The organism is Brevundimonas sp. FG8, assembly GCF_057808845.1.
Map to the genome: position 1 here is coordinate 1 of NZ_JBMDIU010000007.1, position 11,990 is coordinate 11,990.

15 protein-coding genes and 1 tRNA gene are annotated in these 11,990 nt (G+C 68.6%); 9 read left to right on the top strand and 7 right to left on the bottom strand.

Going from position 1 to position 11,990, the window contains the following annotated elements; genetic code table 11:
- The 4 genes from ACODRV_RS12340 to ACODRV_RS12355 form a co-directional block, all read right to left on the bottom strand.
- Positions 1–730: MotE family protein (locus ACODRV_RS12340; RefSeq protein WP_488908518.1), on the bottom strand; the 730-nt coding region annotated here is incomplete at its 3' end.
- Between the two features lie 29 nt (positions 731–759).
- On the bottom strand, positions 760–1,320 hold the full coding sequence (locus ACODRV_RS12345; protein WP_141627284.1) for a DUF6468 domain-containing protein: 561 nt from the start codon (positions 1,318–1,320) through the stop codon (positions 760–762).
- Entirely contained in the window at positions 1,320–2,378 is a 1,059-nt protein-coding gene (gene fliM, locus ACODRV_RS12350) for a flagellar motor switch protein FliM (protein WP_488908519.1), read from the bottom strand. The genes ACODRV_RS12345 and fliM overlap by 1 nt, the downstream gene beginning before the upstream one ends.
- 3 nt (positions 2,379–2,381) lie before the next feature.
- On the bottom strand, positions 2,382–3,035 hold the full coding sequence (locus ACODRV_RS12355) for a flagellar basal body-associated FliL family protein (protein ID WP_488908520.1): 654 nt from the start codon (positions 3,033–3,035) through the stop codon (positions 2,382–2,384).
- A 179-nt stretch (positions 3,036–3,214) separates the two neighbouring features.
- On the opposite strand from ACODRV_RS12355, the gene flgF reads away from it, so the two are divergent.
- The 8 genes from flgF to ACODRV_RS12395 all read left to right on the top strand — a co-directional run bounded on the left by flgF (position 3,215) and on the right by ACODRV_RS12395 (position 9,752).
- Entirely contained in the window at positions 3,215–3,952 is a 738-nt protein-coding gene (gene flgF / locus ACODRV_RS12360) for a flagellar basal-body rod protein FlgF (RefSeq protein WP_488908521.1), read from the top strand.
- 14 nt (positions 3,953–3,966) lie between these two features.
- Positions 3,967–4,755, top strand: a complete 789-nt coding sequence (flgG, locus tag ACODRV_RS12365) for a flagellar basal-body rod protein FlgG (RefSeq protein ID WP_141627288.1) — start codon at positions 3,967–3,969, stop codon at positions 4,753–4,755.
- Positions 4,752–5,369: a flagella basal body P-ring formation protein FlgA gene (locus ACODRV_RS12370; RefSeq protein ID WP_488908522.1), complete on the top strand. Its 618-nt coding sequence runs from the start codon at positions 4,752–4,754 to the stop codon at positions 5,367–5,369. Before flgG ends, ACODRV_RS12370 begins: the two co-directional genes overlap by 4 nt.
- Before the next feature lie 11 nt (positions 5,370–5,380).
- Entirely contained in the window at positions 5,381–6,130 is a 750-nt protein-coding gene (gene flgH, locus ACODRV_RS12375; RefSeq protein WP_488908523.1) for a flagellar basal body L-ring protein FlgH, read from the top strand.
- A gap of 298 nt (positions 6,131–6,428) precedes the next feature.
- Positions 6,429–6,893 carry a hypothetical protein gene (locus ACODRV_RS12380; RefSeq protein WP_488908524.1) on the top strand — a complete coding sequence of 155 codons (465 nt, stop codon included), beginning with the start codon at positions 6,429–6,431 and terminating at the stop codon, positions 6,891–6,893.
- A 40-nt stretch (positions 6,894–6,933) separates the two neighbouring features.
- On the top strand, positions 6,934–7,380 hold the full coding sequence (locus ACODRV_RS12385; RefSeq protein WP_488908525.1) for a hypothetical protein: 447 nt from the start codon (positions 6,934–6,936) through the stop codon (positions 7,378–7,380).
- Between the two features lie 13 nt (positions 7,381–7,393).
- The gene (locus tag ACODRV_RS12390; RefSeq protein WP_488908526.1) at positions 7,394–7,897 is read left to right on the top strand and encodes a hypothetical protein; all 504 of its coding nucleotides are present in this window, start codon (positions 7,394–7,396) and stop codon (positions 7,895–7,897) included.
- A 52-nt stretch (positions 7,898–7,949) separates the two neighbouring features.
- Positions 7,950–9,752: a DUF885 domain-containing protein gene (locus ACODRV_RS12395; RefSeq protein ID WP_488908527.1), complete on the top strand. Its 1,803-nt coding sequence runs from the start codon at positions 7,950–7,952 to the stop codon at positions 9,750–9,752.
- Between the two features lie 30 nt (positions 9,753–9,782).
- Here the strand turns inward: ACODRV_RS12395 and ACODRV_RS12400 are convergent, their stop codons facing one another.
- From ACODRV_RS12400 to msrA, 3 genes are all read right to left on the bottom strand, one after another.
- Positions 9,783–10,301 (bottom strand): cytochrome C, encoded by a 519-nt coding sequence (locus ACODRV_RS12400; protein WP_488908528.1) that lies wholly within the window; start codon positions 10,299–10,301, stop codon positions 9,783–9,785.
- A gap of 79 nt (positions 10,302–10,380) precedes the next feature.
- Complete coding sequence (locus ACODRV_RS12405; protein ID WP_488908529.1) at positions 10,381–10,725, bottom strand: MmcQ/YjbR family DNA-binding protein; 345 nt, start codon at positions 10,723–10,725, stop codon at positions 10,381–10,383.
- Positions 10,726–10,727: 2 nt separating this feature from the next.
- Positions 10,728–11,375 (bottom strand): peptide-methionine (S)-S-oxide reductase MsrA, encoded by a 648-nt coding sequence (gene msrA / locus ACODRV_RS12410; protein ID WP_141627296.1) that lies wholly within the window; start codon positions 11,373–11,375, stop codon positions 10,728–10,730.
- A gap of 144 nt (positions 11,376–11,519) precedes the next feature.
- On the opposite strand from msrA, the gene ACODRV_RS12415 reads away from it, so the two are divergent.
- A tRNA-Ser gene (locus ACODRV_RS12415) sits at positions 11,520–11,609 on the top strand.
- Positions 11,610–11,990 lie beyond the last annotated feature (381 nt).

Genomic DNA, 11,990 nt, shown 5'->3' on the forward strand with positions numbered 1-11,990 from the left:
GGCGCGGCGCAGGCGGCTGGGCGGAGGGCGCGGCAGCGGCAGGCTGGGGCGTCGGCGCGGCGGCGGCGGCCGGTTCGGGCTCAGCCTGGGCGGCGCGCGAGGCGCGGGCGGCCAGTTCCTGCTGGGCGGCGAAGCGGCGGGCCAGCTTCTCGGTCAGCGAGCGGGCGGCGTCCGGCTCCATCTGGGCCATGACGGCGGCCAGGGTGCGCGGGCGCATGGCGGCGGCGACGGGCAGGCGGACATCATCATCCAGCGTGGCGAAGACGCGGGCGGCCTCGCGCGGACGCATGGCCGAATAGACGGCGACCAGACGGTCGATCTCTTCCTTTTCCTTGCCTTCCACCTGCCCCAGCATGGCGGCGACCTCTCGCTTGACCTGCTCGAGGGCCTGGACGCGGGCGTCCAGCTTCTGCTCGGCGGCGGTCAGCAGGGGCAGCATGGAGGCCATGTCGGTGTCGCGGGCGTCCAGCTCGGCGCGACGGGCCGACAGCGACTGGATGATCCGCAGCTCGGCCGGGGAGATGCCCGCCTGCTGGGCCAGTTGCTCGGGCGTCAGAGCGCAGACGGCGGCGGGCGCGTTGGGCGGAGCGCCGGCGGCGGCGGGCACGGCTTCCTCGGCCCAGGCCTTGGCGCCTTCGAACAGGCCCGGCGCGACGCCGACGGCGCGCACCAGCACGACGCCGCCGATGGCGACGGCGATCAGGGGCAGAAGGCGGGGAATCCTGGCCATGGGCGGTACTCAGATCCTCAAGGGGAAGGTCAGGCGGCGAACAGATCGTCGTCCAGATTGCGACGCGCCTGGTTGAGGCTTTGCTTCGCAGACTGGTTAGCGGCGCCGTGTTTGGTCAGGGCGCCGAGGATGGCGTGGACGTTGCCGGCGGCGGCCGAGGGACGGGCCGGAGCGGCCATGCCCTGAATACGCTCGGCCAGCGCCTGCATGCGGGCGGCGCGGGCGTCGTCCTCGTCCACCGGAGCGGCGGCGACCGGGGCAGGAGCCACGGGACGCGGAGCAGCAGTCGCGGCGGCGGCGCGGGCCGGCGCGTATTCGCCACCTCGGGCGATCAGGGTCTCCAGCTGGGCCTTGACCTCACGCGCCTTGATAATGCGGTCGTGGAGGAGATCGGTCTCCTGTCCCGAGGCGCGCAGGGAGGCCAGCGCGGCCTCGGCGCGACCCGCGGCGGTGTTCAGGTCGCTGACGGCCGAGGCGAAGGCCAGCTGGCCCGCGCGCAGGGCGGTCAGCTTGCGCTCCAGCCGCACGCCGTAGCCGAGCGCCGCGACCAGCAGCAGCATCAGGACGCCATCCAGAATCATGCCGGTCATCAGCGCTTTCCCTTCACCAGACTGGAGGCGGCCTCGACGTTCACCGGGGCCTCGATACGCACGGCGATATGCTGGCCCTTGCGACCCATGCGGCCGACGGTCAGCGGAATGGACCCGGCGCGCACCGAGATGGGCGATTCAGGGTTCACGTTCAGCATCAGGGTGTCGCCGACCTCGAAGTCGAGCACCTTGGACAGGGGCAGCTGCTGCTCGTCCAGCACGGCGCGGACCTCGGTTTCCGTGGTCCAGAGCTCGGTCGCCAGGTGGCCTTCCCAGATATTGTCGCGGCCGAACTTCTCACCCATGAACTGCTGCAGCAGCATCTTCCGGATGGGTTCGAGCGTGGCGTAGGGGAGCAGCAGCTCGATGCGGCCGCCGCGGTCTTCCATGTCGATGCGCAGCTTCACCAGAATGGCGGCGTTGGCCGGGCGGGCGATGGCGGCGAAGCGCGGGTTGGTCTCCAGCCGGTCCAGATTGAAGTGGACAGGGGTCAGGGGCTCGAAGGCGGCGCGGGCGTCGGCCAGCACGACCTCGACCATCCGCTGGACCAGAACGCGCTCGATGGTGGTGTAGGGACGGCCCTCGATACGCAGGGCGGCGGTGCCCCGGCGACCGCCCAGCAGGACGTCGACGATCGAGTAGATCAGGTTCGAATCGACCGTCAGCATCCCGTAGTTGTCCAGCTCCTCGGCGCGGAAGACCGCGAGGATGGCCGGCAGGGGGATGGAGTTCAGATAGTCGCCGAAACGGATCGAGGAGATGTTGTCGAGGCTGACCTCGACGTTGTCGGAGGTGAAGTTCCGCAGGGAGGTCGTCATCAACCGCACGAGACGGTCGAAGACGATCTCGAGCATCGGCAGACGCTCGTAGGAGACCAGCGCCGAGTTGATGATGGCCCGGATGCCCGAGCGCTCTGAGCCGTCGTCGTCGCCGAGGTCGAAGCCCAGCAGGCTGTCGATCTCGTCCTGATTGAGGACGCGCTCGGTCGCGATGGGCCGGTCGTCGGCCAGCGGCTCGGCGAACGGATCGATATCGTCGGCGAAGGCGGCGTCAGTCATCGGCTACTGCACCAGCATTTCTTCGATCAGCACGGCGTCGACCTTGCCAGGCGCGGCGATCAGGTTGACGCGGCGCAGGATCTCGGCGCGCAGCTGGAAGGTGCCGGAGGAACCGGCGAGGTCTTCCGGGCGCAGCTCGCGCAGGAAGCCCTGGAACATGTCCTGCATCCGCGGCATCTCGCCCTGCAGATGGGTGGCCAGCTCGGGGTCCTGCATCTCGAGCGTCAGCTTGAGCTTCAGATAGGACGGGCGACCGTTGGCCGACTGGATGTTCACCAGCAGGTCCGGCAGGGTGTAGAAGGTGACGCCGTCGGGGCCTTCGGCGATCGTGCCCAGCGAGGGATCAGCCTCGCCCTCGGCGGCGCCGCCGTGACCGCCGCCTTCCTTTTTCCCGGCCTTCTTGCCGTGGCCGCCCTCTTCCTTCTTTTCAGCGCCGTGGTCGCCGCCGCCGTGATCTTCGGCGGGCGCGGATTTGGGCTGCATCATCACGAAGGCTGCGGCCCCGCCGCCGCCCAGAACCAGCACGGCGGCCGGAATGATGATGAACAACAGGGGCAGCTTCTTCTTGGCGGGCGCGCCTTCGCCATCCCCGCCCTCACCCTCGGTGACGGCCGGCAGATTGGCATCCGCGTCCTTCTTCTTGCCCAGTTTCAGCATGCGCCCCGCGCCCCGAGAATCTCAGGCTCCCAATTCAGCCGGGTTTGGTTAACGAGCCGTTTACAATCGGCAAATCCTGCCGGGCGCCAAAACCGGCTTTGCGGCTGAAATGCCCGCCACGACTGGATTAACCCTGTTGGCACGACCGTTGCGAGGCGTTTGGGCGAAAGGAGCCGCCCGTGGAAAACGCCGCCTACGTTGGATTGTCACGCCAGATGACGCTTCGCCGCGAGCTGGACATCGTCGCGAACAACATCGCGAACGCTGACACCAACGGCTTCAAGGTCGAACAGCTGTTGGTCGGCGAAGAGGTGGGCGAGCGCGCCCGCAACGCCTTCGTCCGCCCCGGCGTCAGCTTCGTGCTGGACAATGGCGTGGGCCGGGACTTCAGCCAGGGCTCGCTGGCCCAGACCGGCCGCCCGCTGGATTTCGGCATCGAGGGCGAAGGCGCCTTCTTCACCGTGCAGGACGGCGCCGGGCTGGCCTACACCCGCGACGGGGCCTTCACCCTGGACCCGACCGGACGCCTGACTACCAAGCAGGGCGCGGCGGTCATGGGCGACGGCGGCGAGATCATTCTGGACCCGACGCGCGGCGAAATCTCGGTCGGCGCCGACGGCACCATCACCCAGGACGAGGAAGTCGTCGGCCGCCTGTCGGTCGTGCGCTTCGACACCTTGGGCGCGCTCGAGAAGAGCGGCGACGGCCTGTACCGCAACGCCTCCAACGCCGTGAGCACCGAGGCGACCGACGCCAGCGTGCGTCAGGGGATGCTGGAAGGCTCGAACGTCAATCCGATCCTCGAGATCACCAATCTGATCGAGATCCAGCGCGCCTACGAGAGCGTCAGCCGGATGATCGAGAACACCACCGACCTGTCCAAGCGCGCCGTCGAGCGCCTTGGCCGGGCGTCGTAAGGGAGGACCGGGACATGCGTGCGCTCAGAACCGCGGCTTCGGGCATGGCCGCCCAGCAGCTGAACGTCGAGGTCATCTCGAACAACATCGCGAACATGAACACCGTCGGCTACAAGCGCCAACGGGCCGAGTTCCAGGACCTTCTGTACCAGAACCTCGAGCGGATGGGCGCGCAGTCGTCCACGCAGGGGACCGTGGTGCCGACCGGCATCCAGATCGGCGCGGGCGTGAAGGCCGGGGCCGTGTATCGCGTGACCGATCAGGGCACCCCCACCCAGACCGGCGGCATGTACGACATGGCCATCGACGGTCGCGGCTATTTCCAGGTGCTGATGCCCTCGGGCGAGACGGCCTACACCCGCGCGGGCAATTTCGCGATCAACGGCGAAGGCCAGCTGGTCACCGACGACGGCTATGCGGTGCAGCCGAACATCAACATCCCGCAGGATGCGGTTGATGTGCAGATTTCGAAGTCCGGTCAGGTGCAGGTCTTCACCGACGGCAACACCACCCCGCAGGTGGTCGGCCAGATCGAACTGGCCTCCTTCTTCAACGAGGCGGGTCTGGAAGCCATCGGCGACAATCTGCTGCTGGAGACGGCGGCGTCCGGCCCGGCCAACGTCGGCGCGCCCGGCGAGATCGGCTACGGCGACATCCTGCACAAGTTCACCGAAGCGTCGAACGTCGATGCGGTGTCGGAAATCTCGGCCCTGATCATCGCCCAGCGGGCCTATGAGATGAACTCCAAGGTCATCACCACCGCCGATCAGATGCTGTCGGTCAGCGCGCAGGTGAAGTCGTGAAGGCCCTGATCCTGGCCGCCGTCGGCGCCCTGACGTTCAGCCTGCCGCTGGCGTTCGCGGGCCCCGCCCTCGCCGGACCGGTGACGCTGAAGGCCAATCCGGTGGACGGCGACGGACAGGTGACGCTGGGCGACATCTTCGACGGCGCCGACGGCGCGGCGGGCGTCGTCGTGGGCCGCCGGGTCGGCCCCTCCATCGTGTTCGAAGCCGCCCAGTTGCAGAGCATGGCCCGTCAGGCCGGGCTGGAGTGGGCAAATCCGACCGGGCTGCGCCGGGTCGTGGTGCGTGACGCCGGCGCCGCGCCGGGCGGAGCCGCCACTTCCGCCCCCGTCGCCGCCGCCGCCTTCACCGGCGCGCCCCCCGCCTCCGCGCGCACGGCCCCCGGCCAACGCGTCATCAGCCGCAACGACATGATCGAGGTGCTGTACGAGACCGGCGGGGTGCGCCTGACCATCACGGGCCGGGCCGAAGGCAACGCCGCCGCCGGACAGCCGCTGGCCGTCCGCAACCTGCAATCCAACCGCGTCATCGACACCGTGGCCGTCGGCCCGGGACAGGCCATCGCCGGTCCCGCCGCCCAGACCGCTCGCGCCCACCAGTTCGCCGCCCGATAAAGGGAAGTTCCATGCGTTACGCCAAGACCCTGACCGTCGCCGCCGCCGCCCTGTCTCTGGGGGCCTGTTCGACCGCCATGGAGGCCGTCATGGGCCCCGAACTGGCGCCGATCGGCTATCCCGCCGCCCTGGTCCCGACTTCACAGGCCTATCTGCCCAGCCCGGAACAGCAGGCCGCGATCCGCGCCGACCGCGCCGCCAGCGCCAACAGCCTGTGGCGGACCGGCGCCCGCACCTTCTTCGGCGACCAGCGCGCGCGGCACGTGGGCGACATCCTGACGATCAACATCGACATCGACGACCGCGCGCAGACCAACAACTCGACCCAGCGCGCCCGCAGCAACGACGCCTCGGCGGGGCTGAGCAACTTCTTCGGCATGGAAAGCAGTCTGGGCCGCCTGTTCCCGGGCGGTTTCGACGCGGCGAACATGATCGGGCTGGAAGGGGAATCGAACTCCAACGGCTCCGGCTCGGTGAACCGGGCCGAAAAGGTCAGCCTGACCATCGCCGCCGTCGTCACCGACGTGCTGTCCAACGGCAACCTGATCATCCAGGGTCGGCAAGAAGTGCGCACCAACCGCGAGGTCCGCGAACTGACCGTCGCCGGGATCGTGCGTCCGGAGGACATTTCCTCGGCCAACACCATCAACCACACCCAGATCGCTGAAGCCCGCATCAGCTATGGCGGCCGTGGCGACATCTCGCGCGTGCAAAGCGCCCCGGCGGTGCAGTCGGTGGTGGAGCGGTTCTCGCCGTTCTGATCGCGCCCTAACAAGGGGCGGCCAACCGGCCCTGACGGCGGTCGGGAAGTGATTGGTGAGTGGTGAGTAGCGGTTGAACGGCTGGTTCCAAGTCATCTGCGCGCCGGGACTGATTGAACCACCAATCACCAATCACCAATCGCCGCCCGGGCTCACATCCTACCCGCCTGAGGCTGCCACCCGGGCAACCACCGCGCCCTTTGCGCCACAGCCCGGTTTTCGTCAGCCGCCGTTCAGCTGAGCCGTGAACTCTTAACGGACATCAACGTTTGCCCCCTTGAGAGGTGAGTGTCCGTCCATGCTGAAGTTCGCAATTCCCGCCGTCGCCGCCCTTGGGCTGATCGCGTTCGCCGCGCAGTCCAGCGCGACCGACGTGGAGCGGGGAGAGCCGGGGATGGGCTGGCATCTGAGCCAGGAGGGCGCGATGGCCAAGCTGGCCTACGGCGTCGCCAACTCCGATCAGGTCGCCCTGATGATGACCTGCGAGCCGGGTCAGCAACAGCTGGCGGTCTATGGCGACGCCCTGCCCGCCACGCCGCGCCTGATGCGCGCCTCCATGACCGAGGCGGCGATTGATCCGCTGAGCGGCGATCTGGAAGAGGACATCGGCGTTTCACTGCGCGACCCCACGATGCAGGCCATGGCCCGCACCGGTCGCCTGACGGTCGAGGGAGACGCCGGCCGGTTCCAGCTGACGGCCACGCGGTCGGAGCGTGCGCTGATCGATCGCTTCTTCGCCTATTGCGGAACCGACCACGTCTGACCACGTCTTGTGGCCAAAAGCATCAGCGGGGGCTGAACCCATGATCCCGATCCTGGCCGCCGTCGCGGCTCTGGCCTTGTGGCCGCAAAACGCCGCCGCCGCTCCGGCCGAAGCCGCCTGGACCTGGACCCTGTACAGCGACGATCAGCCCGTGGTTCTGGCCAATGAGGTGCCTGACACCGCCAACCTGCGCACAACCCTGGAATGCGAGCCGGGCAGCAGCGTGGCCCGGTTGACGCTGTACGGCGGCGAAGCCGGCGCCGGCATGGCGCGCGTGACGGCGGGGGACGCCGCCGCCGTGGCCGAGGCGCAGGGCGCGCGCGGCGGGGGCCTTAAGCTGGCCCTGAGAACGGACCACCCTGTTTTCGCGGCCTTCGGCGCCGGAGGACGGCTGGCCGTTGCCGTCGGCGAACAGCGCCGAACGGTCGAGGTTCCCGCCGCCCATCTTGCCAAGCTGCGTCGCTTCGCGGAACTTTGCTCCGGATGATCCGGAGACTCCCATGCGCGCCCCTGCCCTGCTTGTCCTGTCCGGCCTGACGCTGGCTGTGGCGGCGTGCAACACCACCAGCCAGCCGATGGGGCTGTCGGCGGCGTCGAGCGCCGCCCCCGCCCCGGTCGCCCATTATGACTGGTTCCTGCATCAGGACGGTCAGGAGGCGCGTCTGGCCTATGGGCTGGAGGAGAGCGACGACCTGCGGATCGGGCTGGACTGCCGCAAGAACTCCGGCCGGCTGGCGCTGAGCGCGGTGGCCCCGGAAGGCGCGGCGCACGAAATCCACCTGGAATCCGGCGGCGACACCGAACGCTATCCCGCCGAGGCCGAGCCGTCCGAGCTGAATGACGGCCTGTTCCTGACCGCCGAGGCCAAGGCGGGCGATCCGGTGTTCCAGCGCTTCCGCCGGGTCGGCTGGCTGGCGGTCTGGCAGGGCGAGGACCGCCACGCCTATGCGCCGCATCCGGGATCCAGCGACCGGGTCGAACGGTTCTTCGCCTTCTGCGGTTGACGGCGACGCCCGGCTCCGGTGCAGTCCCGCCCGCATCCGGGAGGGAGCCCCAATGAAGACCATCATCCTCGCCGCCTCTGCGGCGGCCCTGCTGGCCGTCTGCGCCGCGCCCGCCGTCGCGCAGACCCCGCCGCCCGCCGCCGTCCGGCAGGCGGAGAACGCAAGGCTGGCGGCGATCCTGTCGGATTACGAAGCCTACCTGCGGTCCATCGATCCGATCACCGCGGGGATGGAGGGCGACCGTGCGGCGCAGGGGCGACTGCCCGACGCCTCACGCGCCTTCGAGGTGGCGCAGGAGCCGGTGCTGAAGGGATTCGCCGACCGGCTGGCGGCGCTGGACCCGGCGACGCTGACGCCGGACGATCGGCTGAACCACGCCTTCCTGACCTATGTGCTGCAGCGCGCGCGAGACCGGATTCCGCTGGATACGGGACGTATCGAGGCCTTCAACTCCGAAGGCGGGCCGGGACAGACGGCGGGCTATCTGGCGGCGGTGACGCGGATCACGAACGCGCAGGACGCCGAACTGTACATCGCCCGGCTGGAGGCCCTGCCCCGCTTCTACAGCGACCAGCGGGCGGCGGCGCAGCGAGGGCTTGAGACCGGTCTGGTGCAGCCCCGCTCCATCGTCGAGAACGCCCTGAGCCTGATGGAGCCGGAGGCGGCGCTGACGCCGGAAACCGATCCGCTGCTCAAGCCCTTCGCCGCCCTGCCCGGCTCGATCCCGGCGGCGCAGCAGGCGGCCCTGACCGCGCGCGCCCGCGCCGTGGTGGCCGACCGCATCATGCCTGAACGGCGCGAGTGGGTGCGGTTCCTGCGGCAGGACTATCTGCCCCGCGCGCCCGAGACGCTGGGGCTGGCGCACCGCCCCGGCGGGCGCGACCTCTACGCCTTCCTGGTGCGGGGCTACACGACCACCGACATGACCCCGGACGAGGTGCACCAGCTGGGTCTGCAGGAAGTGGCGCGCATCCGGGCGCGGATGGACACGGAGATGCGGGCGGCGGGCTGGACCGGCGATTTCGCGAGCTTCCTGACCTTCCTGCGCACCGATCCACAGTTCTACGCCACCAGCCGCGAGCAACTTCTGGAGAAGGCGTCGGAGATGGCCAAGCGGTCGGACGACGGCCTGCCCGCCCTGTTCGGAACCCTGCCGCGCACCCCGTACGGGGTGCGCCCGGTGCCGGCGGAGATCGAGGCCAACTACACCACCGGCCGCTACTTCCCCGGTTCGATGGAGAACGGGATCGCCGGCGGCTACATGGTCAACACCAGCCGGCTGGATCAGCGCCCGCTGTACGAACTGCCCGCCCTGACCCTGCATGAGGCCGTGCCCGGCCACCATCTGCAGATCGCCCTGCAACAGGAAGCCGAGGCCGGGCCATACTTCCGGCGCGGGGTGGATGTGACCGCCTTCGTCGAGGGCTGGGGCCTGTACGCCGAGTTTCTGGGCGAGGAGATGGGCTTCTATCGCACGCCCTATGAGCGGTTCGGGCGGCTGAGCTACGAGATGTGGCGCGCCTGCCGTCTGGTGGCGGACACGGGCATTCACTGGCTGGGCTGGGACATCGAACAGGCCCGCGCCTGCTTCCGCGACAACTCGGCGCTGGCCCCGCACAACATCGAGACCGAGCTGCAGCGCTACATCGGCTGGCCGGGTCAGGCGACGGCCTACAAGGTCGGTGAAATCCGCCTGCGCGCTATCCGGACGCGGGCGGAGACCGAGCTGGGCGACCGCTTCAACGTGCGCCGCTTCCACGACGCCCTGCTGGTCGACGGCCCCCTGCCGATGGCCCTGCTGGACGAGCGGATGGACCGCTGGATCGCGGAGGAGAAGGCGCGGCCCGCCCAATAGAACCGCGCATCCGAACGGAATGTGTAGGCCCTACGCCCCCGGCCCGTGGGGCATCATGTTCTCATAGGGCGTGGTCGGGACCTGTCCGGGCGGCAATGCCGTCGGCGCCGGGTCGCCTTCGAGCGGCAGGGATTTGATGTAGCGATAGACCGCCCGCTTGTCGGCCTCGGCCATGGCGCGGACGCTGGGCCAGGGCATGGGCGGCAGGGCCTCGCGGGTGTTCAGCATCTCGACCCAGTCGTCCTCGCTCATCGCGGCCACGGTGCGGCGCAGGTTATGCGGATAGGTGGTGCCCCAAGGGCCGTAGAAGCCGGTCCCGGAGCCCTTGAGCCATTCGCTTTCAGGAATACGGCCGCCCCGCTGTGGATAGCCGGGGGTGTGGCAGTCGTTGCAGCCGCCGGTCAGCACCAGATAGCGCCCCGCCTCGATATCGCCGGCGGCTGCGACGTGCGGCTGATCGGTCGCCGCGCTGATCCTGGCCTCAGGCTGCTGGCAGGATCCGAGCCCGACCGCACAGGCGCCGAGCAGGATCAGGTGTCTGGCGATCATGATGTGTCTCCCCCGAGGGCGTCAGGAGACCATCGCTTGCCGATTCAGACAAATTCCAAAAACCGATGTTTTTGGAGCCTCAGCCCAGCCCCAGCTCGGCCCTCAGCTTGCGGGTCAGTTTGGCCGCGATGATCGAGTGGGCGATGGCGAAATGCTCGGCCAGTTCATCGTCGGGCCAGGCGGAGGGGTCGGGCAGGTTCACCCATTTGGCTCGGGCCATGTAGGGGGCCGGACGCGCCCGACCCTCCCCGGTCAGCGCCTCATAAGCGATGTCGGAGACCTTGAAGGAGACACCGCCCTGTTCCCCCACCATGACGAACATCTTGCCGCCGACCTTGTAGGCGTCGTGGTCGTCGCCGAACGGATGGTCCAGCGTGGCCCCGGGCAGGGCCAGACAGACCTTGCCTATCCCTGCCCGGTCCATGATCAGGCCGAAACGCCGATGCCGATCGGGCAGACCACGCCGGTTCCGCCGATACCGCAGTAGCCGGCCGGGTTCTTGGCCAGATAGCCCTGATGGTAGTCCTCGGCGAAGTAGTAGGGCCCGGCCTCGGTGATCTCGGTGGTGATCTGACCCCGGCCCGCCTTGTCGAGTGCGGACTGATAGGCGTCGCGCGAGGCCTCGGCCTCGGCCTTCTGCGCATCGTTCAGATAATAGATGGCCGAGCGGTAGGTGGTGCCGATGTCATTGCCCTGACGCATGCCCTGGGTCGGGTCATGGTTTTCCCAGAAGGCCTTCAGCAGCTCGCCGTAGCTGATCTCCTTCGGGTTGAAGACAACCTTGACCACCTCGGCGTGGCCGGTGCGACCGGTGCAGGTCTCTTCATAAGTCGGATTGGGCGTCAGGCCGCCGGTATAGCCGACCGAGGTCACCCAGACGCCCGGCAACTGCCAGAAGATCCGCTCGACGCCCCAGAAACAGCCCATGCCGAAAATGGCGGTCTCGAACCCTTCCGGGTAGGGGCCTTTCAGCGGGCGGCCGGTGACGAAATGGACTTCATCGGTGTGCAAGGGCTCGGCGCGGCCCGGCAGGGCGGTGTCGGCGGTCGGCAGGGTGGTTTTCTGCGAGAGCATGGGAGAACTCCGGACAAATCGTTCGCTGACCATATGGGGCCTAAACAGGCGCTTGCCGAGGGGGTCTGACTGTTCTAATCAGCGCCCCTCGCCGGATGGACCGTCCGGCGCTGCGCGCAGGCCTTCGGGCGACGTCGTGGAAACGGACAGGTGGCGGAGTGGTCGATCGCGCACGCTTGGAAAGCGTGTGTACGTGAAAGCGTACCGAGGGTTCGAATCCCTCTCTGTCCGCCACGCGCCGGATCAAGTATCTCAATTTCTGCGACTTTCGGGGCACAGTGAGCTGATACCCCGCCTCATGCCCAACACCCTTCGACGCATCCGGACGTCAGCCTCGATGCTGAGATCGATCAGGGTCTATTCCCCCATGTCCCGATCAACACGGATGTTGGCGCGGCAGGGCTTACGCAAAAAAGCTCCGAAGGCGTTTTGCGCGTCAACGTAGAGCCGCGGATCGAAGAAGCGTGATCCGAGGCTAGGGAAGCGATGGCCTCCGGCCATCTCGGACGGCTCCGCCCCGCGACCGATCAAGGCGCCACGGAGGTCCGCGCGAACGCGCCGTCCTTCGCCAAGGCATCGGCGCTGGTGGCCACGCCGAACCGCTGGACTGGTTGG

Coding starts and splice junctions, on each gene's coding strand:
- ACODRV_RS12355 (WP_488908520.1), bottom strand. CDS start 3,035: ATGCTGAAACTGGGCAAGAAGAAGGACGCGGATGCCAATCTGCCGGCC.
- ACODRV_RS12385 (WP_488908525.1), top strand. CDS start 6,934: ATGATCCCGATCCTGGCCGCCGTCGCGGCTCTGGCCTTGTGGCCGCAA.
- ACODRV_RS12390 (WP_488908526.1), top strand. CDS start 7,394: ATGCGCGCCCCTGCCCTGCTTGTCCTGTCCGGCCTGACGCTGGCTGTG.
- ACODRV_RS12380 (WP_488908524.1), top strand. CDS start 6,429: ATGCTGAAGTTCGCAATTCCCGCCGTCGCCGCCCTTGGGCTGATCGCG.
- ACODRV_RS12400 (WP_488908528.1), bottom strand. CDS start 10,301: ATGATCGCCAGACACCTGATCCTGCTCGGCGCCTGTGCGGTCGGGCTC.
- fliM (WP_488908519.1), bottom strand. CDS start 2,378: ATGACTGACGCCGCCTTCGCCGACGATATCGATCCGTTCGCCGAGCCG.
- msrA (WP_141627296.1), bottom strand. CDS start 11,375: ATGCTCTCGCAGAAAACCACCCTGCCGACCGCCGACACCGCCCTGCCG.
- flgH (WP_488908523.1), top strand. CDS start 5,381: ATGCGTTACGCCAAGACCCTGACCGTCGCCGCCGCCGCCCTGTCTCTG.
- ACODRV_RS12405 (WP_488908529.1), bottom strand. CDS start 10,725: ATGGACCGGGCAGGGATAGGCAAGGTCTGTCTGGCCCTGCCCGGGGCC.
- ACODRV_RS12395 (WP_488908527.1), top strand. CDS start 7,950: ATGAAGACCATCATCCTCGCCGCCTCTGCGGCGGCCCTGCTGGCCGTC.
- flgG (WP_141627288.1), top strand. CDS start 3,967: ATGCGTGCGCTCAGAACCGCGGCTTCGGGCATGGCCGCCCAGCAGCTG.
- ACODRV_RS12345 (WP_141627284.1), bottom strand. CDS start 1,320: ATGACCGGCATGATTCTGGATGGCGTCCTGATGCTGCTGCTGGTCGCG.